The following is a 26,634-nucleotide window of genomic DNA, read 5'->3' on the forward strand; positions in this document are numbered from 1 at the left end:
GACACACAATAACTTTCCAATCTTCTTCTATTTACAGTATCTTTTACTGAAATTTCTAAATAAAACTAGTTGATAAATCTTCCCTATTATTAAATAGTTACCCATCGTTTGTCAAACCTAAATCTAATTTCAAAAAGACAAATTCAAGAAAAAATATCAAAATCTGCTAAAAAGCGACACCATTTTTCCTTTCCAGCTTCCCAATCCTCTGAAATATCGTGGGTATTTTGTACTAATTTTGCGCCATCTTGAATCATTTTATGACATCCACTTACATGGGTACTTAAAGGCGAGCCTGGGACAGCATATACTTCACGACCTTGGTCCAACGCTTGTTCGACCGTAATTAACGAGCCACTTTTCGCTTTTGCTTCGATGACTATTGTCCCGAAGCTTAAACCACTAATAATGCGATTTCGTTCCGGGAAATGGTAACGAATAGGACGTACAGATGGGGGATATTCTGTCAGGACCAATTGTGTTTGTGTGAGACTTTCAAATAATTTTTTATGTTCGGATGGATATACATAGTCAAATCCGCCGCCGAGCACTGCGATAGTGTAACCATGTTTTACTATAGCTAGTTCATGCGCTAACCCATCGATCCCCTTTGCCATTCCACTAACAATCGTCCAGCCTTGATCAATTAGCGGGCCAATAATGTAATTAATTTTTGCCTTTGCTTCCTTTGATGGATATCTAGTGCCAACAACACTAAGTGAAGGGAAAAGAGAGAGTAATTGCAAGTTACCTTTTGCATACAAAACGATAGGAGGGTCTTGGATAGCTCTTAATGGTAACGGATAAAACGGATCATCAATCGTTATGATTGTGTAGTGATTGGAGTCGTTATAAATAGTAGTCCAAGCCTCTGGGTCATGTAAATCTTTATACAACTGGTTGGCTCTTTCTACTTTCATTCCAAAGTAGTGGATAAAGTCTTGAGGAAGATAGGAGAAGAACTGGATGAGACTTGGATCACTCTTTAGCATTTTTCTTAGTACAGGCCTCGTCATTGCACGTGATTGATGCAAACAAATTAGCCGTGAGCGTTTATTATTCATATTAATCACCCTTAAATAGATATACTTTCTTAAGAAAAGCGTAAGCGCCTTGGTAGACCCGACAGGCATAAGTCAATCGTCGACGTGGCGGTCTTTGCCACAGAAGTGATTAATTGATTTACTTTCTTATCTTATAGAAAAAGAGCTGACTCTAATTTATTAGAGCCAGCTCCAATCATTAGTTTAGTGTGTTTTACATTTCTCTAACAAGCCATTCTCTTTCAAAACTCCAATCATTGTTTCACCCATTACAGACGGAGTCTCAGCTACCTTAATTCCGCAGCTATTTAACACTTTGATCTTTTCATCGGCAGTACCTTTACCACCTGAAATAATCGCACCAGCATGGCCCATACGCTTACCTGGAGGCGCAGTTGCCCCACCAATGAAGCCAACTACTGGTTTTTTCATATTCGCTTTCACCCATTCAGCAGCTTCTTCCTCAGCAGTACCACCGATTTCACCAATCATCATAACTGCTTCTGTTTCAGGGTCTTCATTAAACGCTTTTAATACATCAATAAAGTTCGTACCGTTTACAGGGTCCCCACCAATACCAACAGCAGTAGACTGGCCAAAGCCTTGTTCAGAAAGTTGATGAACTGCTTCGTAAGTTAGTGTTCCAGAACGAGAAACAACCCCGATGTGACCTTTTTTATGAATGTAACCAGGCATAATACCAATCTTACATTCTTCTGGTGTGATCACACCTGGACAGTTAGGTCCAACCAATCTCGTTTTCTTACCTTCCATGTAACGTTTTACCTTTACCATATCCATAACAGGAATATGCTCCGTAATACAAATCACTAAATCTAATTCAGCATCAACAGCTTCCAAGATTGCATCTGCTGCAAATGGTGCCGGAACATATATAACAGATGCGTTTGCACCAGTAGCATCGACAACTTCTTTAACAGTATTAAATACAGGTACTCCTTCTACTTCTGTTCCACCTTTACCTGGTGAAGTACCGCCAACGATTTTTGTTCCATATTCTAGCATTTGTTTTGTATGAAATAGGGCTGTTGAACCAGTTATACCTTGAACCAATACTTTGGTATCTTTATTAATGAAAACACTCATTTATAGTCCGTCCTTTCTGTTTGTCGTTTGGTAGAATACCACCCACTCTAATCTATTACTTAACTAATGCAACGATTTTTTCTGCACCATCAGCCATAGACTCTGCAGCAGTAATGTTAAGACCAGATTCAGCCAAAATCTTTTTACCTAGGTCCACGTTTGTACCTTCTAAACGAACAACAAGTGGGATCTCTAAGCCAACCTGTTTTGTCGCTTCGACAACACCTTCAGCAATAACGTCACACTTCATAATTCCACCAAAGATATTGACGAAAATCCCTTTAACGTTAGAATCGGACAAAATGATTTTGAAGGCTTCGGTAACTTTCTCAGTAGTGGCACCGCCTCCAACGTCTAGAAAGTTAGCCGGGTCGCCTCCATAATGCTTCACAATATCCATCGTCGCCATCGCAAGACCAGCACCATTAACCATACAGCCAATGTTACCATCAAGCGCAATATAACTTAAGTCATATTTAGATGCTTCAATTTCCTTTGGATCCTCTTCATCTAGATCACGATACGCTTGAATATCTTTGTGACGGAATAAGGCATTATCGTCAAAGTTTAGCTTAGCGTCTAATGCTAAAACATTTCCATCACCAGTCGTTACAAGAGGATTAATTTCAGCAATAGAGCAATCCTTCTCAACAAATACTTGATATAGACCAAGCATGAACTTTACTGCTTTAGAAATATACTCTTTAGGGATGTTAATGTTAAAAGCTAATCGTCTAGCTTGATAAGCACTTAAACCAACTACCGGGTCAATAACCTCTTTAAAGATTTTCTCCGGAGTTTCAGCTGCTACTTCCTCAATTTCTGTTCCACCTTCTTCAGAGGCCATCATTGTCACTCGAGAAGTGGCACGGTCTAATACTAAACCGATATAATATTCTTTGAGAATATCGCAGCCTTCTTCGATTAGTAACCGCTTTACTTCCTTGCCTTCTGATCCAGTTTGGTGTGTCACAAGCGTTTTTCCTAATATTTCATCCGCATATGTACGCACTTCATCAAGGTTTTTAGCGACTTTTACTCCACCAGCTTTACCTCTACCCCCAGCGTGAATTTGTGCTTTAACAACCGATACACTGCTTCCTAATTTTTCAGCAGCTTCTACAGCTTCATCTACTGTATATGCGACATGGCCATTAGGCACAGCAACACCGTAATTGCGCAAAATCTCTTTGCCTTGATACTCGTGAATGTTCATGTTCCATCCTCCCATCAAATAATCACTGCAAATTCATTGTATAAAACATTGTTATAAATTGTCCATAGATTACCATTATTAATTATTGTGCCATGGCAAAAACATGTCTCTTCCAATGTCACTTTTTGTTAGACATTTCTTTATCTGCTTGATAAATAAAGGCAAAAACCTCGGCAACAGCTTGATAAAGCTCTTCTGGTATTTGTTGATGAACGTTTAGCTTAGACAGCAATTCAACTAGTGATGGATCCTCTTGAATAGGAATATCATTGGTAATAGCATGTTTAATTATGTTATCAGCAACATGCCCTTTGCCTGTTGCCGTTATTGTTGGCGCATGCGTAGTTTCTTTATCATACCGCAGAGCTACTGCTTGTTTTCTTTTTTCTTCTGTCATATCTTAAAATCGACTCCTTGTTGATGCGGCGAAGATACTAGACTACTGTTTGTTCGATTGCTTGGAATTTCTTCGATTTTCTCAAATTTCACCGAAGATAAGTGATAATCCAGTTTTGCTAAAGAAGCCTTTAATATTGGACGATATGTAGCTAGAATAGGTTTTACTTTACTATTCTTATTTTTAACAGTCATGTTAACAGACCGCTTTTGAATCTTCATATCAATGATTGTCTCTCCAATATTTTTTAAGTGCAAATAAAAGTAGATATGGCAAAAATCAGTATCTATCTTATTCGAACTATTCTTTTTGCCTTTCATATTTAAATATACATCATTTAGTAGGCCTAACCGATTTCCAGGTAGTTGTAAAGAAAGACTTGATAAGAAATTCCCTTCTTCCACTCCAGTTAGTTGCATGCCGTTTATGGTATGAAGTAATCTCTCAAGTAAACTATTTTCTCCGGTACTTTTCATCGCTTGGATGACTAAAGACTTCAATGTTTGTTCGTAAGCCTTCCCCTCGTTTTTTAACATGTTCCCTTCATGGTCAATTCCACTAAAAAAACGAAACTGTTTAAGATGAAGAAGGAATTTATATTTCATGTCATCCCAACTATCTGTTGGAATACGGTCATACACCGTTAATAGTCGAACTAACTCTCTTTCTAACGATTCTGGTAACTTTTCACGGAGTAACGGGCGCAAATACTTCATTAGGTTGTTGGAATCCGCTTCACGCACAACAGGCTGTGTATCGCGTTTTTGATTTCCTTCCATACTTTGGTTTGTTATGTTTTGGACCGTCTCTTCACCTAATAAAAGCTGACCACTAGATATGGTTCGACTAGAAAATAACTTTGCTTTAGTTAACAAATCGTCGAAAAGACCTTGTTCTTTTGAATGAACCAACGTACTAACTAGGGGCTCAGTTTCATAACTTGGATCTAGGACGAAAAGCTCGAGAAGCTGTCTTAAACTGCCTTCCGTATCGTTTACCTGATTGTACAGTTGTACTAATTGGTCTGTAAGCGATGAAGAGGATCGATGATGAATTGCTTGATAGACTGAATTAGTTATAGGCAACTCGTGCTTTAGCATTGTCTCAAGCGCTTGGAAAGATATTTCTTTTGCTGCTTGTCTAGAAAGTATTCCCACTAGTTTGATTAATGTTGCCTTATCGATAGGAATTTTACGATCTATTAATCCTCTCACTAATCGTCGATTTTCTTCTGCATTTGTTAATCCGAATTCTAATAAAAGCTGCTCCACTTGATTACTACTTGTAATTGGTTGATTACTTATTACGCGTAAATGAGGTGCATTGCCTGTTGATTCGACTTGAAACCAATAATGTTTGTTCGAGCTTAAGGAAGCAAAAAGCTTTGCAACCATAGGTTTACCAGCTAATATTATCTCCGCTTGGTTGTTGGGAAATAATTTTAACACCTTACCAATAAGTACTTGGCCTTCTTTTAATTGCACTTCCTTTGTTTTGGCATGAGTACCTTGTACAGCTTTACCTGGCAAACCACTTGTTCCATTAACATATAATCCAGCCAAAGCTTTCCCCCCTACTTACCGTTTCGTTAAAGTATGGATTGGTTCAAATGATGTTCGATGATAAGGACAAATACCAAATTGTTCAATTGCATCCAAATGGTCTTTTGTCCCATATCCCTTATTAGACGCGAAATGATACACCGGATAAACTTGATCGATTTCCGCCATCCACCTGTCTCTTGTTACTTTCGCCAAAATGCTTGCTGCTGCAATCGATACACTCAATTGATCTCCTTTGACGATTGACTTACTCGTACACGGTAAATCGTCCAGTGGTACAGCATCGATTAAGACATGATCTGGGGTAGGATCCAGTAATTGAATTGCTTTTTTCATCGTTTTTTTTGTTGCCTGATAAATGTTAATGGCATCGATTTCATCATTATGTATCATGGATATTCCATACGAAACTGCTTGTCTGGTTATTTCATCATAGAATTTTTCTCGTTGTACCTGTCTAATCTGCTTTGAGTCGTTAAGTCCTGCTAGATAAAAGTCTTGAGGTAGAATGACAGCTGCTGCCACTACAGGTCCAGCAAGCGGTCCCCGGCCTGCTTCATCGATTCCAGCTACATATATGTTTCCTATTTCATATTGAGCTTGTTCAAATTGCATCATGTCAAGAAAACGCGTATGTTCCTGCTCTTTTTTCTCTCTCATTTTTTCATATTGAGTTACTAGCTTTTGGACTCCTATTCGAGTATCAGATTTTAATTCATTTATCTCATTCACAGGCAGTGTTTGACTTAGTAACGCTTTTTTAATATCAGCAATCGTTCGTTCTTTCCACATCACTAATTTCTCCATTTCTTTTATTACCTCAGTGTTTCGAACCATATTAAGCTAGAAGCTGGTCATTATTTTCTTCGAGACGATCTTATTGGATTAATGTTAAATGGGGCATACTATTTGTCCTATGTTGACTATTATTAGAGATCAGCGAGCTTGATTGTCTTGGCAATTGTGTTTTGACTAGTATCAATGGGGTAATTTTCATCAAATAAAGGATAAAAATTCGAGGAACCGTCTGTAGTTCCAGGCGCTTTTCTTCAACTCGGAATTTCCATCGTAAGTCGGCCTAATCTCCCTGTTCTTAAATCACGGATTACTACTTCAGCCGTTTTTTCCATGTTCACTCTACCACCACTTTCAAGACAACCACGTCGTTTTCCAATCGATTCAAAGATCTCAAGCATATCAGTCATTTCATTAGAAAGCTCATATCTACTTTGTAAAATGGACGGATAATTCTCTTTTATGAAACCAATGATAAAAACTGCAATATCATCTAAGTGTAGAAGCTGATCTTTAATCGTTCCAATTGCAGCTAAACGATAGGCCACCTGTTCATCTTCAAACTTTGGCCATAAAATACCAGGGGTATCAAGCAATTCAAAGTCTTTTTTAACTTTGATCCATTGCTGAGCCGTTGTAACACCCGGACGATCACCGGTCTTTGCTATTTTTTTATTAGCGAGACGATTGATTAACGTCGATTTTCCTACATTTGGAATACCTACAATCATAGCCCGAGATGGTCTAGGTCGCACCCCTTTTTTTCGTAGTTTCTCCAGTTTTTCTTTTCCTAGTTCTTTTGCTTGTGTTATGACTTGTTGAATATCCTGTTTGTCTTGGACATCAACAGCAACAGCAGGAACCCCTTTTTTTGCAAAATAATTGATCCATGCCTCTGTTTGAACAGGGTCAGCTAAATCTTTTTTCATAAGGACCATTAGTTTTGCTTTTTCTTGCAGTACGTCATGTAGCATAGGATTTTGTGAAGCAATAGGTGCACGCGCATCGACTAACTCTATCACAAAATCGACCAATTTTAGTTTTTCTTGAACCTCACGTCTTGCTTTGGCCATATGTCCAGGAAACCATTGAATTGTCATTCGATTCACCTCACAATTAATTTACAATACCAAAACGATCAATTGGCCAATATCTAAACGATGCAACACCAACAAGTTGATCGATTGGAATAGGCCCGAGCATCCGACTGTCCGTGGAATTTCCTCGGTTATCCCCTAAGACAAATACATATCCTTTAGGGATTTCGGAATATCCTCCCGGTAGGTCTTCTAGCTTAAAATCAAAGGTATACGGTTGTTTACTAGAAAAACTGCTTTTGATTGAATTTAAATATGGTTCCTCGACTTCTTTCCCATCGATATATAACTTATCACCTTTCATTTCAACATATTCGCCCTCAAGTGCTATGACTCGCTTTATGTAATCTTTGTCAGCCGTTGCATGAAACACGACAATATCAAAACGATTTGGCTCACCGATAAGATAGTTTAATTTGTTAGCAATCATGTAGTCTCCATTTTCTAATGTAGGAAGCATGGATGGACCATCTACTACAATTGGAGCGAAAAAAAACATTCGCACAATCAATGCAAGGACAGCAGCAAATAATAATGCTTTTATCCAATCAAACCATTCGTTCTTCTTTTTTTCCATTTTCTATTTTCCCTCCACATCTGCCAACTAGAGCCTTTAACTTTTATTGTAAACCTTATGGCATCCTTAGTCAGCTAGATACTGGTTAAATCCAACTAATAGAAAAGGAGCTTGACAATGCAAGCTCCTTTCACTATTACATTTTGATTAACGAATTTCTTTAATACGTGCTGCTTTACCACGCAAGTTACGTAGATAGTAAAGCTTCGCACGACGTACTTTACCACGACGGCTTACTTCAACTTTATCTATACGCGGTGAATGTACTGGGAAAGTACGTTCAACACCTACACCGTAAGAAATCTTACGTACAGTGAAAGTCTCACTGATTCCGCCGTTTTGACGCTTAATGACTACGCCTTCGAATACCTGGATACGCTCACGGTTACCTTCCACGACTTTCACGTGAACCTTTACCGTGTCACCAGGACGGAAATCAGGATGATCAGTACGAAGTTGTTCTTTTGTAATCTCTTCGATTAAGTTAGGCATCCTGTCACACTCCTTCCAAACCAATGCTCGTATTTTGAAAACAGATAAAACAGCGGAACATCGTTTATAAAACCTAAGTTTACCTTAAGCACAACAAATAATATACCATATTTAGAAAACTACTTCAAGCGCAACTTCATTCTACCATTATTTTAAGCTGCTGTTCAAACTATTAGACAATAGAATCTGAATTTTTCAAGTCTTCCAATTGCTTTAGCCACGCTTTTTCCTCTTCTGTTAATGGATACTCTTTTAATAAATCTTTTCGACGTTCAAATGTTCGTTTCAAAGACTCCTTTTTTCGCCATTCTTCAATCTTGCCATGATGCCCAGAGGTTAACACTTCCGGGACTTTCATCCCCCTGAAATTTGCCGGTCTCGTATAGTGGGGGTGTTCTAGTAACCCTTGCGAGAACGAGTCTTGAGGTGCTGAATCTTCGTTTCCTAAAACACCTGGAAGTAGACGAATAACACTGTCAATCACGACCATTGCCCCGAGTTCTCCACCAGTTAACACGTAATCGCCAATTGAAATTTCATCTGTTACTAACTGTTGTCTAATTCTTTCATCATAACCCTCGTAATGACCACAAATAAAGATGAGATGGTCTTCTTTGGCTAGTTCGACAGCCTTTTTTTGATTGTAGGGCTGTCCTTGAGGACACATGAGAACTATTTTTGGCTTTGTCTCTACCTCTTTTGTTATATCCTCTACAGCATCAAAAATGGGTTGTGGAGTTAACACCATACCTGCTCCCCCGCCGTAAGGATAGTCATCGACTTTGTTATGTTTATTTTTCGTATAATCTCTGAAATTCACATAGTTGTAGTGGAATGCACCTGATTCCATGGCTTTCTTAAGGATGGAAGTCTGCAATACGCCTTCAAACATTTCAGGAAACAATGTTAATATATCAATCCGCATTAGTCTAATAACCCTTCCATTGGTTCAATTACAATTTTGCTGTTAGCCACATCTACTTGCGTTACAACATCTTCAATGTATGGAATAAGTAAATCTTTTTGCTGCTCACGCTTTACAACCCAAACATCATTTGCACCCGGAGATAGTATTTCCTTAACAACACCAAGCACTTCACCTGACGTCGTTTCAACTTGACAGCCAATGATTTCATGATAGTAGAACTCGTCTTCATCTAAGGATGATAATTGGTCTTGACTCACTTTTAACATACCTTCCTTAAACTTCTCCACATCATTAACCGAGTGATACGAGTCAAAATGTAATAAATCAAAATTTTTATGTTTTCGATGACCGTCTACAACTACTTCAAATTGTTCATCGTCCTTTGTAAACAAGAACAATCTTTGTCCTACTTGAAACCGTTCCTCAAAGTCTGTAATACGTATAACTCTTACCTCTCCCTTAATTCCATGAGTGTTCACAACTTTTCCAACATTAAACATTTTCCTTTTCATACCGTCACCTACTATTTAATTCCTATAACAATTCCATCTTTTACAAATATAGCTTTGTTACTCATTAGTTCATTCCAGTTAGACCCTTCTGTAACTTCAACAAGAGCTTCAACTTCCCCTTCTTCCATCTCACTACCAATCGGCAAGATATTTAGCTGCTCTATCTGAAAATCAATCCACTTCATCTTATCTCTTCGTCTAGTTATTTCACCTTGAAATCGTTTATATACCTCTTCCTTTGACACACCTTGCTTTTGTTGAAGTTTCTTTTGTTCAAATAATAGCTGTTGACACTCTTGTTCAAGTTGCTGCTTTTGCCTATCAAAAACCTTGTGCAGCTCGCGCTTACTAGATTCTGTCATTATTTGCTTAACAGGAATTTTTCTAATTATTTTCAACGCGCTCAACCTTTCTACCGGGAGTTGCTTTTTTAAAACTACATATGAGTAAGTCAAACAGGCCAGCTCCAAAATAGTAAAAAGGGGAAAGGTTGTCCCCTCCCCCAATGAACTACTACATAATATCGAGATAGATTCGCTTTTTTGAATCTGAACTTGCTGCATAAACAACAGTTCTTATTGCCTTAGCAATTCTGCCATTTTTACCAATTACCTTCCCAACATCTTCTGGATGAACAGATAAGTGGTAGACAAGCTTATGCTCTTCTTCCTTTTCTGTTATCACAATATCTTTTGGGTAATCAACCAATGGCGTAACAATCGATTCAATCAAGGCCTTCATGCTATCACACTACTTTACTTTTGGTTTTTCTTGTCGTGGAATTTCATCATGATGCCTTCTTTAGAAAATAGGTTACGTACTGTATCACTAGGCTTCGCACCCTTAGTCATCCAGTCAAGTGCCTTTTCTTCATCTAACTTCACTTCAACCGGATTAGCAACCGGATTGTATGTGCCAATTTGTTCAATAATACGTCCATCACGAGGAGAACGTGAATCAGCTACTACTACGCGATAGAAAGGGTTTCTTTTAGAACCCATACGCTTTAAGCGAATTTTAACTGCCATGTCTTGCACCTCCAATAAATGTTTTTCACAAGTCTAGATTGTATCAGATGTTTAAAAGTCTGTAAAGTGTTTTTCCATTACATGAACGGAAAATTGAATCCTTTACCCTTTTTCCCTTTCTTACCCTTTTGCATATTCGTCATTTGTTTCATCATTTTCTTCATCTCATCAAATTGCTTTAGAAGTCTATTTACTTCTGAAACTGTTCGTCCAGATCCTTTGGCAATCCGCTTTTTACGGCTTGCGTTCATTACACTTGGATCTTGTCGCTCTTTTTTAGTCATCGATTGAATGATTGCTTCTACGTGTGAAATTTGCTTTTCATCAAATTGGACATTTTTTAGTCCCTTCATTTTGTTAGCACCAGGTAGCATTCCTAATAAGTCTTCGAGTGGTCCCATATTCCGAACTTGGGACATTTGTTCTAGAAAGTCGTCAAACGTAAAAGAAGCAGAACGCATTTTCTCTTCTAGCTCTTTTGCCCGCTTTTCGTCAATGTTGTCTTGCGCCTTTTCAATAAGGGACAAAACATCGCCCATCCCTAGAATTCTTGATGCCATTCGCTCCGGATGGAAAACTTCTAACTCGTCTAACTTTTCACCCATACCTGCAAATTTAATAGGCTTTTCCGTTACAGCTTTAATAGATAGGGCTGCACCACCCCTGGTATCCCCATCTAGCTTGGTTAAAATAACACCTGTAAGCTCCAATTGCTCATTAAAACTTTCCGCAACATTGACAGCATCTTGACCTGTCATTGCGTCAACGACTAAGAAAATCTCATCTGGGGCAACATCCGTTTTGATTTGCTTTAGCTCTTGCATCAAGTCACCATCGACATGAAGGCGACCGGCGGTATCAATGATCACGTAGTCGTTATGATCTGCTTTCGCTTTTTCAATCGCTTGGTTAGCGATATCGACAGGATCACGATCGGTGCCTAGTGAAAATACAGGCATACTTAATTGTTTCCCTAGCGTTTCAAGCTGATTTATCGCAGCAGGTCGATACACATCGGCTGCAACTAACATTGGATTGCGATTGTATTTCTTCCTTAACAAATTGGCAAGTTTACCTGTTGTCGTTGTCTTACCTGCACCTTGTAAACCGACCATCATGATGATTGTTGGCGGTCGGTCAGCAACAGCTATCTTACTTTGTTCGCCGCCCATTAGTGCTGTAAGCTCTTCCTTGACAACTTTTATTACTTGTTGGCCAGGGGTAAGACTTTCCATTACTTCTTGACCAATCGCTCGTTCCTTGACGCGTGCAACGAAATCCTTTACAACCTTGAAATTAACATCTGCTTCTAGTAATGCTAACCGGACCTCTCGCGTCATTTCTTTGACATCTTGTTCTGTTACTTTACCTTTGCCCTTAATTCTTTGAATCGTGTTTTGCAGGCGGTCGGCTAAACCTTCAAATGCCATAAAACTCGCCTCCCTACTCTAATTCTTTTAGCAAATTGATTAACTCTTTTATTTCTGAGTCATTTGTATCTGTTAACCTACTTTCAAGTTGCTCCACTATTTGTCTGCGTTCGGCAAATTTTTCATAAAGATGGAGTTTCTTTTCATAGGATTCTAGCATTGTTTCTGTCCGACGAATATTATCATAAACAGCTTGTCTAGACACATCAAAGGATTCGGAAATTTCACCTAGCGACAAATCCTCTAAGTAATACATCTCCATATAGTTTCTTTGTTTTGGAGTAAGTAGCTCCTGATAAAAATCAAATAAAAAGTTTATTCGGGTTGTTTTTTCTAACAAAATGACACCCCTTGTTAAGTGAAATACCTTTACATAAAAATACTACCTGCCAGCTAGCGTTCTGTCAAGGTTAGCTTACTCATTAACTTCTTCTAACATGTCAGAAAATAAGCCATAAACAAACGCTTGTGCATCAAATGATTGTAAGTCAGTCATTTTTTCACCTAAGCCGACAAACTTTACCGGAATATGAAGCTCGTTCCGAATGGCTAAAACAATACCACCTTTAGCCGTACCGTCAAGTTTAGTCAGCACGATGCCTGTTACATCTGTGGCTTCTTGGAACGTTTTTGCTTGACTCATTGCATTTTGTCCGGTTGTAGCATCCAAGACTAATAATACCTCATGAGGGGCTCCAGGAATTTCTCTTTCTATCACTCGTTTCACCTTAGAAAGCTCATTCATCAAGTTTACTTTATTTTGCAAACGACCTGCAGTATCACATAATAACACATCCGCTTGACGTGACTTAGCGGCTTGAACACCGTCATATATAACTGCCGCCGGGTCACTTCCAGCACTATGCTTAATTACTTCCACACCAACACGTTCACCCCATATTTCAAGTTGCTCGATTGCGCCTGCCCGAAACGTATCTCCAGCTGCAAGCACCACCTTCTTACCCTCTTGTGTTAATTTATGAGCCAATTTACCAATAGTTGTAGTCTTACCAACACCATTTACACCAACAAAGAGCACGACAGATAACTCTCCATCTTTTAAATTCAACTGTTCAACTTCTTGAGCTGTCTCATCTCCATAGTAAATCTCAACTAACTTTTCAGAAATGACTTCTCTTACCTGTTCTGAATCTTTTATGTTTTGCCTTTTTACTTCCATTTTTAATTCATCAATCAAATCCATCACAGTAGCCATACCAACATCTGCAGATATAAGAATTTCTTCTAAATCCTCAAAGAAGTCTTCATCCACTTTACGATACCTGGCTATTAAATCATTAATCTTACCTGAAAAAGACCCTCTCGTTTTTGCTAGTCCTTCCTTATACTTGTCAGAGACTTCTTCTTTCTCATCATTTCCAGTAAATTTTTCCTTTAATTTCTTAAAAAAACTCAAAGCTAATCTTCCTTTCTATTACGATTGGACTAATTGTTTCGTATCTTCTAATTTCACGGATACGAGCCTTGATACACCAGATTCCTGCATCGTTACACCATACAAAACATCCGCCTCTTCCATCGTTCCTTTTCTGTGTGTAATAACGATAAATTGTGTTTTTTCACTATAATCTTTTAAGTACCTAGCAAAGCGGCTGACATTTGCTTCGTCAAGTGCAGCCTCTACCTCGTCTAGAATACAAAACGGTACCGGTCTTATTCTTAAGATAGCGAACAGTAACGCTATTGCAGTTAAAGCACGTTCTCCGCCCGAAAGTAATCCGAGGTGTTGCAATTTTTTACCAGGCGGCTGTGCAACAATTTCCACCCCAGTAGCTAGCATATTTTTTGGGTCAGTTAATTTAAGTTCAGCTTTTCCACCACCAAACAACGCCTGGAATACTTCGGAAAATTCATTCTTAATTTGCGTGAACGTGGATTCAAATCTTCGCTTCATCTCCTCATCCATTTCAGAGATTACGCCATATAGTGTGTCCTTTGCTTGTAGCAAGTCTGTTTGCTGCTCCGTTAAAAAATGATAACGCTCCTGAATTCTTTCAAATTCATCAATCGCACCAAGGTTAACCGTCCCCAGGTCATCAATCGACCGTTTTATTAATTTGACTGCTTGTTTAGCCTTACTTATGTCGTCTGCTCTTTCGAATTCCTGACTCGCTCGTTCGAACGTCATCATGTATTCACTTTGTAGATGATTTAAGCGATTTTCTAGTTCCACATCCAACCTAGTTGATTTCACTTCCTTATCTTTTACTTGTTGAGTCATTGACTGGTGAATCCTATTCTCTTGTTTCAATTCACGTTCTTTGTCATGTGCTCTTTGAGTACGGTTTGATCTATCTAACCTTTTTGCTTGAATCGACTGAGTCGTGAGCTCCTTTTCTTTCTTCTTCGACTGTAACAACGCTTCTATTTCTTCTTCTGTTTCGTGATTTTGGTAAAATTCAACCATTGCTTTTAATTGCTCTTGATTCTTATTTAATGACGCTGTTAGCTCCTCCAAAGTATCACGAAGGACAGTCGTCTTTTCCTTTTGGTTTTTTAGTGTATTGTCCTGCTCCGTAAGCAATAATTGATATTGATGATAACTATCCTGTAACTGCTTTTTATTTTGTTGAAACTTATCCTCTTGGTTAGTTAGCGTGTCAATCTCACCTTGAACATGCTCTAGTTCAGTTTTAATGGATTCAAGTTGCTCTGCTAACTCTTTGTCTCGGGCTTTAAGGCTAGATAAATCTTCGTCATATTGGAGTTTATCCTGATCATAACGTTTTAAACTGTCATTTAGATGTGCGAGCGTTACTTCCCTTTCCATTACATTTGATTTTACTTGTTGTTCTAATTCCACTTGCTTATTAATGTCTTCTCGTAATATTTCTAATTGAGATTCCTTTTTCTCTAGCGTATCCTTATGTTCCTTCACCTTTTGTTCAAATGTGATAGCTTTTTGTTCGTAATCCGCTAACTTAGTAGAAACCTCTTGTAAGTCCCTTTCTCTCGTAAACAACGATTGATTCGTCTTTTTTTGAGCCCCTCCAGACATCGACCCTCCTGGATTAACTACATCTCCGTCCAATGTGACAATTCGATACCTTCTCTCGAGCGGAACAGCTATCGCATTTGCATCTTTTAATGTCTTTGTAATGACGACATTACCTAACAGATTTGTAATGACAGGGTGGTATGACTGATCAAAAGAAACTAAGTCTGATGCTACCCCAACAAAGCCAGCATCGTTTCTCACTGCACGTAGCAAACGATCAGGAATTGATTTTGCACGCATGACAGACAGTGGCAAAAATGTTGCTCGTCCTTTATTTGTTCGTTTAAGCCAACTTATTGCCTGTCTTGCAACAGCTTCATCCTTAACGACAATATGTTGCGCTTGCCCACCAAGAGCTGTTTCAATTGCAGTAATATAGTCTGATGGCACATCTAATAACTCGATCACTGCACCGCTTATTCCTTTAAGTTCATTGACATCTCTTGCCTTTAAAATTTCTTTAACTCCCTGAAAGAAACCTTGAAAATCTTCTTTCATTTCTTCTAGCATTTCTTTTTTGGATTTAAGCTTTTCAATAAATTGGTAGCCTTGATACAACTTTGATTGTAAGTCAGTATATACCTGTTTATCATTTTCAATTTCCACTTTTAACCGTTGCAAGTGTTCATCTGCAGTCAGTCGGTCCCTGTGCTTTTGTTCTAGCTCATCCTTTAAAGATAATAATGCTCCCTCTAATTTTTCTCTTTCTGTAATTAAATCCTGAAATTTATCACCCTGGTTTAATTTCTTTTGTTGCATTTGAAACAATTGTCTTTCAATCGATTGACCCTCGTTTCGCATAGCTGCTTGCTCATTTAACTTTTCAATATAGTCACTTTTAAGCTCCTCGATTTGGTCAACAATGTTTTCTTTTGTAGTTGACAATGTCTTAGCTAACTGATCTAGTTCTTGTCGAGTTTCTTTTCGTTTTTGGGCTAAGCTCGTTAGTTTTTCCTTTTCTTGTTGATATTTACTTTCGGTCTCAGTGATTTTGCCAGATAGTGTATCTACTTCCATCTCTAATTTGTGTTTATTTTCCTCAAAGTGTTTAAAGCGTTCATTGATTAGTTTTTTATTACCTTCTAAACCCTCTAATTCTTTAGTTAAGGTAAGTAGTGTCTCTTGTAAGGACTCAATCGTTTGGTCTAATGTTTGGATTTCAGTCCGCTCTCGTTCTAAATTGGCTTCTTTATTCTGAATCGATGTTTTTAATTGTAATTCTTTATTTTTCTCCAGTTCAATTTCTTCAAGTAGTTGTTTCCACTCCGCGTGTAGCAACTCAATTTCAGATACAAGCAAAGAAATTTCTTGTTCTTTCAGCTGATCTTTTTTTAGTAAATATTCCTTAGCAACTGATGCTTGTTCTTTAAGAGGTTCTAACTGGCTTTCGATTTCGTAAATGATATCCTCTACTCGGTTTAAATTTTCCTGAGTCTCTGCAAGCTTGTACTCAGCTTTTTGTTTACGATGCTTATATTTCAATACCCCTGCCGCTTCTTCAAAAATTGTTCGTCGTTCTTCTGCTTTCGAGCTAAGAATTTCTTCTACTTTCCCCTGGCTAATGATGGAAAATGCTTCTCTACCTAAACCAGAATCCATAAACAAATCAATTATATCCTTTAACCGACAGGACTGGTTGTTAATTAAAAACTCACTCTCACCTGACCGAAACACCCGTCTAGTAACACTCACTTCTGCATAATCAACCGGTAACCTTTGATCTGAATTATCAAGTGTAAGTGTAACTTCTGCAACGTTCAATGGATTTCTAGAATCACTGCCTTGAAAAATAATATCTTCCATTTTAGAGCCTCTAAGCGACTTGGCCGATTGCTCTCCAAGAACCCAGCGGATTGCATCAGTTATATTACTTTTCCCACTACCATTTGGTCCAACAACAGCTGTAACCCCTGTAACAAAGTCAACAGAAATTCGCTCTGCAAATGATTTAAAACCAACGGTATCTAATCGTTTAAGGAACATAAAACATTCTCCTAATAACTTTCTTTTTCTTTGTTTATAAAATTAAGCAGTTTGCGAAAAAAATTAACGCCCTATGATGTTTTTTCGCTAAAAGTAAGGGGTCACATACCAATCATTTTTGATAAATAGTTTGCTTTTCAACTTATTTATTTTATCATAGTAGAAGGAGACATAGAAGAAAGGAATATTTAGCTTAGGAGGAATTAACAAGATGAATTTAAATGATGCGTCAAAAGAAAATCTCGATTTCATCATTAATGAAATGGCTGAGCTTTTGAAGGTAGTAAACCGGTCAATTATGGACCCAGACGATTATGATTTAGCAAAATATAATGAATTGAAATCACTTTATGACTTAATTAAACAAAAGGGACAGTTAAGCGTCGCCGAAACACAAGCATTTGTACAAGAATTAGCAGCAAGCCGTAAATAACAAGAAAAGCGCAGGCAGGCTCGAAGATAGCTACCACATAGGACAAACTGACACTTGCAAGAAGTGTCAGTTTGTGGCATTTAATTCATCAAGAGCTTTTTTAGCGGCACGTTGCTCTGCTTCTTTTTTGGTCCTTCCAATACCTGTCCCTGCTACTTTATCATTAATCCTGACTTCTGCTACAAATTCCCGATTGTGTGCAGGTCCCAGCTCCTCGACTATTACATATTCAATATTACTATGTTTGTTTTGTTGAACTTTTTCTTGTAACTGACTTTTATAATCCATCGCATGGGAAAAAGCACCTGTACTAATCTTAGGATAAACATATTTTTCAAGAAACGTGATAACTTCATCGTAACCTTGATCTAAGTACAATGCTCCGACAAAAGATTCAAATACATCTGCGAGCAAGGCTGGACGGTTTCTACCACCAGTCATCTCCTCACCCCTACCAAGCAAAATGTAACTACTGAAATCAATATCATTAGCAAAACGAACAAGAGAAGGTTCACAAACGATAGATGCACGTAACTTAGTTAAGTCCCCCTCTTCCATTTCAGGGAACTCTATATATAAATACTGCGAGACACCAAGTTCTAACACTGCGTCTCCTAGAAACTCTAGTCGCTCGTTATCCTTAAACTCTTTTCTTCGATGCTCATTCACATAGGATGAATGGGTAAACGCTTGTCTGAGCAACCTTTCATTATTAAACTTAATGCCTAGTTTTTGTTGTAGTTTAGCAAAATCCATCGTTTTACACATCCATTCTCATTACAAAGAGGATAGGAAAGCCTTGAAGGGTACAAGGCTTCCCACCTGACTTACCTAATAAAGTAACTATTGTTAATACCTTAATAAAATTATTGATTGCTGTTTATGTAATTTACAGCATCACCAACTGTTGCAATATTCTCTGCGTCATCATCAGAAATTTCCATATCAAACTCATCTTCAAGTTCCATTACTAATTCAACAACATCTAGTGAATCTGCTTCTAAGTCATCTTTAAAGGAAGCTTCCATTGTAACCTTAGATTCTTCTACATCTAAACGGTCTACAACAATTTTCTTGATGCGCTCAAAAGTATCCGCCATATTCTTCACCCCCTTTCAAAGTCAGCTTCGCTTTATTATTATGCGAGCTATGCCTCCTAGGGCCTTACTTGATAAGCAGTTTTCCTCCTTGTGTCACATACCGACACTATCTGGACTCCTACTTATCTTTACATTATCATTCCGCCGTCTACGTGGATTGTTTGGCCGGTGATATAGTTAGCGTCGTCTGACGCTAAAAATCTAACAACCTTTGCTACGTCTTCAGCTTGTCCTAGTTTTTCTAGTGGTATAAGTCCAATCATTCCGGATCGTTGTTCTTCGGTTAATTTCGCTGTCATGTCTGTCTCAATAAAACCTGGAGCAATGGCGTTCACCAAAACATTTCTCGAAGCAAGTTCTTTTGCAGTAGATTTCGTTAGTCCAATAACACCAGCTTTTGCTGCAACATAATTAGCTTGTCCTGGATTACCGCTAACTCCAACAACCGAAGAAATATTAATAATTCTGCCGCTACGTTGTTTCATCATTTGTCTCGTTACACCTTTTGTGCAAAGAAACACACCTTTTAAGTTTGTTTCAATAACTTCGTCAAACTCTTCTGTCTTCATCCGCATTAATAAATTATCTCTAGTTATCCCTGCATTATTTACAAGTATATCTAAACTGCCAAAAGATTCAACTACTTGCTTTATCATGCCCTTTACTTCAGACTCGTTTGCAACATTTGCTTTTATTTTCAGAGCTTCTGAACCTAACTCAACAATTTCATCAACAACTTCTTGAGCTTTTTCTTCGTTCCCTGAAAAATTAACCGCTACCTTCGCACCTTGCTTAGCAAGTTCTAAAGCAATCGCCTTCCCAATCCCACGTGAACCCCCAGTAACTAATGCAACTTTTCCAGCTAACATAATTATTCCCCCTCATACCATTCGATAAACGCTTGAACTGATTCCGGATCTTGGAGTGTAAAGGTTTTAGTTCTTCGATTTATTTTTTTAATAAGACCTGTTAATACTTTACCATTCCCTATTTCAACAATAGCATCTATTTCCTGTTGTAACATATTGTTTATCGTTTCTTCAAATCTTACAGGTGAGTAAAGTTGTCTAACTAATAGATTTTCAATTTCTGATTTATCTGTTACTGGCTCAGCAGTTACATTAGCATAGACAGGAATAGTTGCGTTATTGATATCAATTTGCTTAAGCACCCGTTCAAATTCTTTTGCTGCTGGTTTCATCAAACTAGAATGGAATGGACCACTTACGTTTAACGGTACTACTTTTTTTGCTCCAGCTGCTTTTAGCCTTTCTACAGCTAGCTCAATCCCTTCGGCCGAACCAGAAATAACAATTTGACCAGGGCAATTCAAATTGGCAATATCGACAACGTTTGTGTCGTCGGTAATTTCTGTTAGGACATCTCCAATAGTTGCTTCATTAAGCCCAAGGACAGCGGCCATAGTCCCTTGACCCTTAGGAAATGCTTGTTCCATTAATTGACCTCGTTTTCTAACTAATGGTAAAGCATCATCCATTGTGATAGAGCCTGAAGCAACTAAAGCACTGTACTCGCCTAAACTGTGACCTGCCGTCATCACTGGGTTAATTCCTTTATCCTCCAACACCTTTGCAATAACTGTGCTTGTTAATAGCAATGCAGGCTGTGCATTTTCTGTATTAGTTAGTTCCTCTTTTGGACCTTCAAACATTAATTTAGATAAGTCGATACGAAGTAATTCGTCTGCTTGATTAACTACTTCTTTTACTTCTGGGTATGCGTCATACATGGCTTTCCCCATCCCTACTGTTTGGGAGCCTTGTCCTGGAAAGACGAAAGCTACACGTTTCATGCTATTGTTCCTCCTTCACCAATTCTGTTTTTGCCATTGTTTGTTCAATTGTAGCAGTAACATTGTTTTCAACCATATTACATGTTTGCCTAATCGCATTATAGATAGCCCTATGATTAGATGAACCATGTGCCTTTATAACAGGTGCTGATAAGCCAAATAGTCCTGCGCCACCGTACTCAGAGTAATCAAGTTTGTCTTTCAACCCTCTTAAATCAGATTTAATCATTCCAGCAGCAAGTTTTGTCTTTAATGATGACATGAGTGTATTTTTAATCATCGAGAACATACTTAGCGCTGTTCCCTCAATTGTTTTCAAAGCAATATTTCCACTAAATCCATCCGTAACAACAACGTCTGCTACCCCTTCTAATAAATCGCGTGCTTCTACATTTCCGACAAAGTTTAACGGTGCTTGTTTTAGTTTCTCATATGCTTTTTTAGTTAAATCATTTCCTTTGCCAGGCTCTGTTCCAACATTTAACAAGCCCACTCGCGGTGCAGCTATCCCGCGAACTTTCTCCGCATAAACTGAACCCATAATCCCATATTGTAGTAAATGCTCTGCTTTGGCATCAACATTTGCACCTACATCTAGCAACAAAAAGCCTTTACCATCGATTGTAGGTAACGTTGGACTTAGTGCTGGGCGGTCGATACCCTTAATTCTTCCGACAATAAAAAGACCTGCACTCATAAGAGCACCGGTATTCCCTGCAGAAATACAAGCATCTGCTCTTTTTTCTTTCACTTCGTTTGCCATCAACACTAAGGATGCATCTTTTTTTCGACGAACTGCACGGACAGGCTCATCTTCTCCAGTAATCATTTCTGTTGTATGTATGATCTCGATACGGTTTGAATCGGCTAAAAACGGTTCGATTTCATCTTTGTTTCCGACAAGCGTAATAGATAAATTCGGGATAGATTTTACTGCATTCATCGCACCAATGACAATCTCCTTTGGCGCGTGGTCACCGCCCATAGCATCTATTGCAATTCTCATAATGTTATATCTCCTTTTGGTTCATTGGAACGAAACATTTCAAAAGTACCGAAAAAAACTTTTTCATTATCGACAAAACTTTCTACCATTACTGTAGTTCTTCCCTTTTTCTCTGTCTCCAACACTTTTGCTTTTGCAACGACTCGCTCACCTAAATTCACTTGACGGGTAAATTTAATGTCTGCTCTTGCTGTAAGAGCCAATTGATCGTCAATAACTGCTACAGCTAGCGAGTTTGCTTGAGCAAACAAATGATGACCTCTGGCAATTTTATTTCGGGAAAATACATGTTCTATTTGGATATCTAAAATCGATATGGCCCTTTTATCCAATTCTAAATCGACTATTTCGCCAATCACTTCATCGATTGGGAGCGCCTTTACTGTTTCATTCCATTGATGTGTTGCAACAGATTTAATCCGTGCTCTTAACTCAGGAATAGACAGCCCAACACGATCAAGACGAATAGTCTGGATACTGACACCAAATTTATTTGCCAATTCCTCATCGGTAATGAAAGGCATATCCTCAATCGTTTCTTTCAGTAATTGCTGCCTTTCTTTCTTACTTCTTTTCATTGATCACTACACCGTCCATCACCCTAGATTCAAGCAATTAAAAAATTATGACTAGGTACTAATAGTAATATATAATACCTAGCGTAAATATGCAAGTCAACTAGTCCAATGTATCGCCTTCATCATCCATTTCTTCTAGCAAATCCCTTAATTTCTCAAAAGGCGGCAGCTTTAATAAATCGTCCTGTATTACGGTCCAAGCATCCCTTCTCGCCGTTTCAAGTGCACGATAATCATGGACGACATCGGCAACCTTAAACTCGGGTAAGCCGCTTTGTTTTCTCCCAAAAAAATCTCCCGGTCCTCTCAGTTGCAAATCTTGTTCTGAAAGTTCAAAACCGTTTGTCGTCTCAGTCATGATCCTCATTCTTTCTTTACCTACCTCTCCCTTAGGGTCGGCAATCAGAATACAATAGCTTTGGGCACTCCCCCGACCGACCCTGCCCCTGAGCTGATGTAATTGAGATAACCCAAATCGCTCTGCATCATAAACAACCATTACTGTTGCATTAGGAACATTCACACCAACTTCAACTACTGTTGTGGATACTAATACTTGTATGCGGTTGGCCGCAAATTCTTGCATTACTTCTTCTTTTTCTTCCGAACGTAACCGACCGTGCATCAGCCCTACCCCGAGCTTCCCTTTAAAATAATGACTGAGTTGATGAAACAAATCAACAGCATTTTGAATGTCTAATTTTTCTGATTCTTCAATGAGTGGGCATATCACATAGGCCTGATACCCTTGCTTGACTTCCTTTTCGATAAATTGTAAAACTCTATCCAACATATTTTCCTTTACCCAGTATGTTTCAATTTCTTTTCGTCCTTCTGGCATTTCATCAATGATTGATACATCCATGTCACCAAATGTCGAAATTGCAAGTGTTCTCGGTATAGGGGTAGCAGTCATAAATAAAACATCGGGATGCATCCCTTTCTCCCTTAGCGCCTTCCGTTGATTGACACCAAAGCGGTGCTGCTCATCGACGATAACTAAGCCTAAATCAAAAAAATTGACCTCATCTTGTATTAGCGCATGAGTACCAATTACAATATCAACTTCATGTGACTGAATCTTAGTTACGATTTCTTTCCTCGCCTTACCTTTTATTGAACCTGTTAATAACCCTACCCTGCCATACCCTTCAAACATATTTTTCAATGATTCATAATGTTGTTCTGCTAAAATTTCTGTTGGCACCATTAATGCCCCTTGTTTTCCACAAGTAATACTTGCAAATAGACAAATAGCAGCAACTGCTGTTTTACCTGAACCTACATCGCCTTGTAACAACCGATTCATTCTGTAAGCGGATTTCATATCATCCAGAATTTCTGTTAATGCTTTTGTTTGGGCATTGGTTAATGAAAATGGAAGCTTATCAATAAATTGGTTGACTCTCTCTTCATTATAATTCAAGGAATTTCCAACAGTAGCTTCCTTCGTCCTCTTGCGAATCCATTGCATCTTTAACTGGAACAAAAGAAACTCTTCATAAATAAAACGTCGTTTCGCGTGCTTTAAATGGTTGAAGCTTGTCGGAAAATGAATCTGGCATAAGGCGTCACTTCGATTGGGCAGCTTGTAACTAGTCAAATAGTCATCCGGTAAGATTTCCTCGATACTAAAAGCGTATTGACTAACAGCCGCTTTCATCAGTTTTACGATTTGTTTGTTTGTAATCGAACCTTTTAAAGGATAAATTGGTTGGATCTGGTCTTGTGATTTCGCCTTTCCCTTTTTATAATTACTGACAGTGATTTGCAGTCTATGTTGATCCCATTTTCCAGTTAACGTAACAACATCTCCAGGTCTTAGTTGTTTTTTTGCAAACGGACGATTAAACATTATACCTTTGACGACATGATGTTCAACCTGCAAGTTAACAACTAGTCTAGACCTTTTTCTACCATAAAAGGTTACTGTAGGTTCACCAATTACCTCTCCCTCGATTGTTACTTTCTCCTCATGAAGAAGTTCACGTATCGGTTTAACTTCATAACTGTCATAGCGATTTGGAAAATAAAAAAGCAGGTCTTCCACTGTAAAAATATTAATCAACTCAAGTTCTTGCTGTAACTTATCTCCAACTCCCTTTATCGCTGTGATTGGTTCATTTAACAATTTTCTCACTCTTTCTTATCATTTCAGTGTAAACATTGTCAATAAAGTTAAAGGCGTCTACACATTGATTGATTTTTCTATTCACTGTCTGTTGTTAACACTAGTATAGCTGTTGTGATATTAAAAAAGAAGGAAATTAATAAAAAGCCTAAATCGGAGTGGATTTAGGCTTTTTAAAAGGATAAGAAAGCATAACAACATCCAAGAGCTGTCTAGCTTCGGCGCCTCGCGCTTTTCTTAGTATTGTTCATCCCTTAATGACTATTCAATGGCAATAATGTAGGAATAGATTGGCTGATTACCCTTATGAATTTCTAATTCACAATCTTCATAAGCTTCTTCAATATAGGTTTGTACTTGTTGCATTTCTTCATCACTTGCATCTTTTCCTTGTAGGATAGTGATGATTTCATCGTTTTCGTCAATCATTTCCGCTAACAACTGTTTGACAACCTCAAATTTATCCTTATCTGTTGCTTTAATTTTTCCGTCAGCAAGGCCCATGAAATTGCCATTTTCAATTGTCATACCTTCGATTTGTGTATCCCTAACCGCATAGGTTACTTGACCGGTTTTCACTTGTTCACTGGCCGATTGCATAGCCTCCTTATTTTCCTGCAACGTTGCATCTGGATGAAAGGCTAACAACGCACTCATTCCTTGTGGGATCGTTTTGGTTGGTACTACAACAACATTCTCTTTGGCTAATTCAGCGGCTTGGTTTGCAGCCATGACAATATTTTTGTTATTAGGTAAAATGATAATATTCTTTGCATTTGCTTCTTTTATTGCTTCAGCTATATCTTGTGTGCTTGGGTTCATCGTCTGTCCACCTTCAATCACAACAGTTGAACCAAGGCTTTCAAACAACTGCTTAACACCATCACCCATGGCAACTGAAACAATGGCATAATCTGTCAGTTGTTTTGATTTTTCTATTGTTTTACCCTTGTTACCAACGATAGAAGAGTGCTGTTCTCTCATGTTTTCAACTTTTATAGATAAGAAACTCCCGAATCGTTGACCAAGATTTAAAACCTCTCCTGGATGTTCGGCATGGACATGCACCTTCACGATTTCATCATCTGAAACAACTAATAACGAATCACCAAACTCACTAAGTTCATTTCTAAACTGTTCTTCGTCATATGGATTTGTTAAAAGCTTATCCTCTTCAAACTTAACCATAAACTCTGTACAATAACCAAATTCAATATCCTTTGTATCCATGTAGTCCTGGGCTAACTTATGGTGTTCTGCATTGACCATATCACTCATGTCGACAGAATTTATAGAATCTGGCAGTTTTTCCCCCTTAAGAGAGGCTAAGAATCCTTCATAAATCGTCACTAATCCTTGTCCACCACTATCAACCACGCCAACCTCTTTTAAAACGGGGAGAAGCTCAGGTGTTCGCTTTAATGACTTTTTTGAAGCTTGGATAACCCCTTCCATGAACTTAATCATATCATCTGTAGACTCTGCTAAGTGCTGAGCATCATTTGCCGTTTCTCTTGCCACTGTTAATATTGTACCTTCGACTGGCTTTATAACTGCTTTATAAGCTGTCTTTACACCAACATCTAGCGCTGTTGCAAAATCAGTCGGTGTTAAAGAGCTCTTACCTTCAACACCTTTAGCAAATCCTCGAAATAATTGCGATAATATTACTCCAGAGTTCCCTCTTGCCCCCATTAACAATCCTTTAGCCAAGGCTTGGGCTACGTCTGTTACGTGCGTAGCAGTTTCAACTTTTTTAACCTCAGCTGCACCTTCTGTCATTGATAAATTCATATTTGTACCAGTGTCACCATCTGGGACAGGGAAAACATTCAACGCATCAATCATTTTAGCATTATTCGTTAAATGGTGCGCTCCAGAGAGAACCATTTTGGCAAAAGTAGATCCATCTAACGTTCGAACTGTCACTTCAAACTTCCTCCTTCTATATCTGCTTTGCAGACCCCGTCTTCTTGTTCGGAAGGGGGAAAGCACTACAGAATTTTCCTAGTCGCTATTCTTGGGCTACTCGAACACCCTGAATGTAAATGTTAACGGAACTAATTGATAATCCCAATGTTTTGTCTAAGATATATTTAACTTGAGACTGGACGTTATTTGCTACTTCTGAAATTTTCGTTCCGTAGCTGACAATGATATACATATCAATATGGATGTTTTCACCATCTTGCCGAACAACTACACCCCTCGAAAAATTTTCTTTTCTAAGCATCTCCGCAATTCCATCTCTTAATTGATTTTTGGATGCCATTCCGACAATACCGTAACATTCAATAGCTGCCCCTCCTGCAACGGTTGCGATCACTTCATTTGTTATTGTTACATGACCATCATTTGTATGAAGTTCTATGGACATAATTATCCTC

General features: G+C 38.3%; 28 protein-coding genes. 1 reads left to right on the forward strand and 27 read right to left on the reverse strand.

The genetic code is table 11. The features are described 5' to 3' along the window. Positions 1-143: 143 nt before the first annotated feature. From dprA to smc, 18 genes are all read right to left on the reverse strand, one after another. A complete protein-coding gene (gene dprA, locus NC799_RS05700; protein WP_272445411.1) occupies positions 144-1,064 on the reverse strand; it encodes a DNA-processing protein DprA in 921 nt (306 codons plus the stop codon). A gap of 183 nt (positions 1,065-1,247) precedes the next feature. After that, positions 1,248-2,150 (reverse strand): succinate--CoA ligase subunit alpha, encoded by a 903-nt coding sequence (gene sucD / locus NC799_RS05705; protein WP_272445412.1) that lies wholly within the window; start codon positions 2,148-2,150, stop codon positions 1,248-1,250. Between the two features lie 55 nt (positions 2,151-2,205). Beyond that, complete coding sequence (gene sucC / locus NC799_RS05710) at positions 2,206-3,366, reverse strand: ADP-forming succinate--CoA ligase subunit beta (RefSeq protein WP_272445413.1); 1,161 nt, start codon at positions 3,364-3,366, stop codon at positions 2,206-2,208. Between the two features lie 118 nt (positions 3,367-3,484). Further along, on the reverse strand, positions 3,485-3,763 hold the full coding sequence (locus NC799_RS05715; protein WP_272445414.1) for an EscU/YscU/HrcU family type III secretion system export apparatus switch protein: 279 nt from the start codon (positions 3,761-3,763) through the stop codon (positions 3,485-3,487). Further along, complete coding sequence (locus NC799_RS05720; protein WP_272445415.1) at positions 3,760-5,325, reverse strand: hypothetical protein; 1,566 nt, start codon at positions 5,323-5,325, stop codon at positions 3,760-3,762. The genes NC799_RS05715 and NC799_RS05720 overlap by 4 nt, the downstream gene beginning before the upstream one ends. A gap of 15 nt (positions 5,326-5,340) precedes the next feature. Further along, positions 5,341-6,117, reverse strand: coding sequence for a ribonuclease HII (locus tag NC799_RS05725; protein WP_272445416.1), 777 nt, complete (start codon positions 6,115-6,117; stop codon positions 5,341-5,343). A 257-nt stretch (positions 6,118-6,374) separates the two neighbouring features. After that, a complete protein-coding gene (ylqF, locus tag NC799_RS05730) occupies positions 6,375-7,220 on the reverse strand; it encodes a ribosome biogenesis GTPase YlqF (RefSeq protein WP_272445417.1) in 846 nt (281 codons plus the stop codon). A gap of 16 nt (positions 7,221-7,236) precedes the next feature. Beyond that, positions 7,237-7,794 (reverse strand): signal peptidase I, encoded by a 558-nt coding sequence (gene lepB, locus NC799_RS05735; RefSeq protein ID WP_272445418.1) that lies wholly within the window; start codon positions 7,792-7,794, stop codon positions 7,237-7,239. Between the two features lie 147 nt (positions 7,795-7,941). Next, positions 7,942-8,286: a 50S ribosomal protein L19 gene (rplS, locus tag NC799_RS05740; protein ID WP_272445419.1), complete on the reverse strand. Its 345-nt coding sequence runs from the start codon at positions 8,284-8,286 to the stop codon at positions 7,942-7,944. A gap of 172 nt (positions 8,287-8,458) precedes the next feature. Further along, on the reverse strand, positions 8,459-9,211 hold the full coding sequence (trmD, locus tag NC799_RS05745) for a tRNA (guanosine(37)-N1)-methyltransferase TrmD (protein WP_272445421.1): 753 nt from the start codon (positions 9,209-9,211) through the stop codon (positions 8,459-8,461). Beyond that, complete coding sequence (gene rimM / locus NC799_RS05750; protein ID WP_272445422.1) at positions 9,211-9,726, reverse strand: ribosome maturation factor RimM; 516 nt, start codon at positions 9,724-9,726, stop codon at positions 9,211-9,213. The genes trmD and rimM overlap by 1 nt, the downstream gene beginning before the upstream one ends. 11 nt (positions 9,727-9,737) lie before the next feature. Continuing rightward, positions 9,738-10,124, reverse strand: coding sequence for a YlqD family protein (locus NC799_RS05755; RefSeq protein WP_272445423.1), 387 nt, complete (start codon positions 10,122-10,124; stop codon positions 9,738-9,740). Positions 10,125-10,239: 115 nt separating this feature from the next. Further along, complete coding sequence (locus NC799_RS05760; RefSeq protein ID WP_272445424.1) at positions 10,240-10,467, reverse strand: KH domain-containing protein; 228 nt, start codon at positions 10,465-10,467, stop codon at positions 10,240-10,242. Positions 10,468-10,481: 14 nt separating this feature from the next. Next, the gene (gene rpsP / locus NC799_RS05765; protein ID WP_272445425.1) at positions 10,482-10,754 is read right to left on the reverse strand and encodes a 30S ribosomal protein S16; all 273 of its coding nucleotides are present in this window, start codon (positions 10,752-10,754) and stop codon (positions 10,482-10,484) included. A gap of 77 nt (positions 10,755-10,831) precedes the next feature. Then, positions 10,832-12,184, reverse strand: a complete 1,353-nt coding sequence (gene ffh / locus NC799_RS05770) for a signal recognition particle protein (protein ID WP_272445426.1) — start codon at positions 12,182-12,184, stop codon at positions 10,832-10,834. A 13-nt stretch (positions 12,185-12,197) separates the two neighbouring features. Continuing rightward, positions 12,198-12,524: a putative DNA-binding protein gene (locus NC799_RS05775; RefSeq protein WP_272445427.1), complete on the reverse strand. Its 327-nt coding sequence runs from the start codon at positions 12,522-12,524 to the stop codon at positions 12,198-12,200. Between the two features lie 75 nt (positions 12,525-12,599). After that, a complete protein-coding gene (gene ftsY / locus NC799_RS05780; RefSeq protein WP_272445428.1) occupies positions 12,600-13,601 on the reverse strand; it encodes a signal recognition particle-docking protein FtsY in 1,002 nt (333 codons plus the stop codon). 18 nt (positions 13,602-13,619) lie between these two features. Beyond that, on the reverse strand, positions 13,620-17,186 hold the full coding sequence (gene smc / locus NC799_RS05785; RefSeq protein WP_272445429.1) for a chromosome segregation protein SMC: 3,567 nt from the start codon (positions 17,184-17,186) through the stop codon (positions 13,620-13,622). A 211-nt stretch (positions 17,187-17,397) separates the two neighbouring features. On the opposite strand from smc, the gene NC799_RS05790 reads away from it, so the two are divergent. Continuing rightward, positions 17,398-17,619, forward strand: a complete 222-nt coding sequence (locus NC799_RS05790; protein ID WP_272445430.1) for a DUF1128 domain-containing protein — start codon at positions 17,398-17,400, stop codon at positions 17,617-17,619. A gap of 66 nt (positions 17,620-17,685) precedes the next feature. On the opposite strand, the gene rnc is transcribed toward NC799_RS05790, so the two are convergent. The 9 genes from rnc to NC799_RS05835 form a co-directional block, all read right to left on the reverse strand. Beyond that, the gene (gene rnc, locus NC799_RS05795; RefSeq protein WP_272445431.1) at positions 17,686-18,375 is read right to left on the reverse strand and encodes a ribonuclease III; all 690 of its coding nucleotides are present in this window, start codon (positions 18,373-18,375) and stop codon (positions 17,686-17,688) included. A 110-nt stretch (positions 18,376-18,485) separates the two neighbouring features. Next, positions 18,486-18,719, reverse strand: a complete 234-nt coding sequence (locus NC799_RS05800; protein WP_272445432.1) for an acyl carrier protein — start codon at positions 18,717-18,719, stop codon at positions 18,486-18,488. Positions 18,720-18,847: 128 nt separating this feature from the next. Then, positions 18,848-19,588 carry a 3-oxoacyl-[acyl-carrier-protein] reductase gene (gene fabG / locus NC799_RS05805; protein ID WP_272445433.1) on the reverse strand — a complete coding sequence of 247 codons (741 nt, stop codon included), beginning with the start codon at positions 19,586-19,588 and terminating at the stop codon, positions 18,848-18,850. A gap of 2 nt (positions 19,589-19,590) precedes the next feature. After that, positions 19,591-20,532 carry an ACP S-malonyltransferase gene (fabD, locus tag NC799_RS05810; RefSeq protein ID WP_272445434.1) on the reverse strand — a complete coding sequence of 314 codons (942 nt, stop codon included), beginning with the start codon at positions 20,530-20,532 and terminating at the stop codon, positions 19,591-19,593. 1 nt (position 20,533) lies between these two features. Further along, positions 20,534-21,538: a phosphate acyltransferase PlsX gene (plsX, locus tag NC799_RS05815; protein WP_272445435.1), complete on the reverse strand. Its 1,005-nt coding sequence runs from the start codon at positions 21,536-21,538 to the stop codon at positions 20,534-20,536. Beyond that, positions 21,535-22,116 carry a transcription factor FapR gene (gene fapR, locus NC799_RS05820; RefSeq protein WP_272445436.1) on the reverse strand — a complete coding sequence of 194 codons (582 nt, stop codon included), beginning with the start codon at positions 22,114-22,116 and terminating at the stop codon, positions 21,535-21,537. The genes plsX and fapR overlap by 4 nt, the downstream gene beginning before the upstream one ends. 100 nt (positions 22,117-22,216) lie before the next feature. Next, positions 22,217-24,247, reverse strand: coding sequence for an ATP-dependent DNA helicase RecG (gene recG, locus NC799_RS05825; protein WP_272445437.1), 2,031 nt, complete (start codon positions 24,245-24,247; stop codon positions 22,217-22,219). Between the two features lie 261 nt (positions 24,248-24,508). After that, complete coding sequence (locus NC799_RS05830) at positions 24,509-26,176, reverse strand: DAK2 domain-containing protein (RefSeq protein WP_272445438.1); 1,668 nt, start codon at positions 26,174-26,176, stop codon at positions 24,509-24,511. Between the two features lie 85 nt (positions 26,177-26,261). Next, on the reverse strand, positions 26,262-26,624 hold the full coding sequence (locus tag NC799_RS05835; RefSeq protein ID WP_272445439.1) for an Asp23/Gls24 family envelope stress response protein: 363 nt from the start codon (positions 26,622-26,624) through the stop codon (positions 26,262-26,264). Positions 26,625-26,634: the final 10 nt, after the last annotated feature.

Source organism: Aquibacillus salsiterrae (assembly GCF_028416595.1).
GTDB classification, from domain to species: Bacteria; Bacillota; Bacilli; order Bacillales; family Amphibacillaceae; genus Aquibacillus_A; species Aquibacillus_A salsiterrae.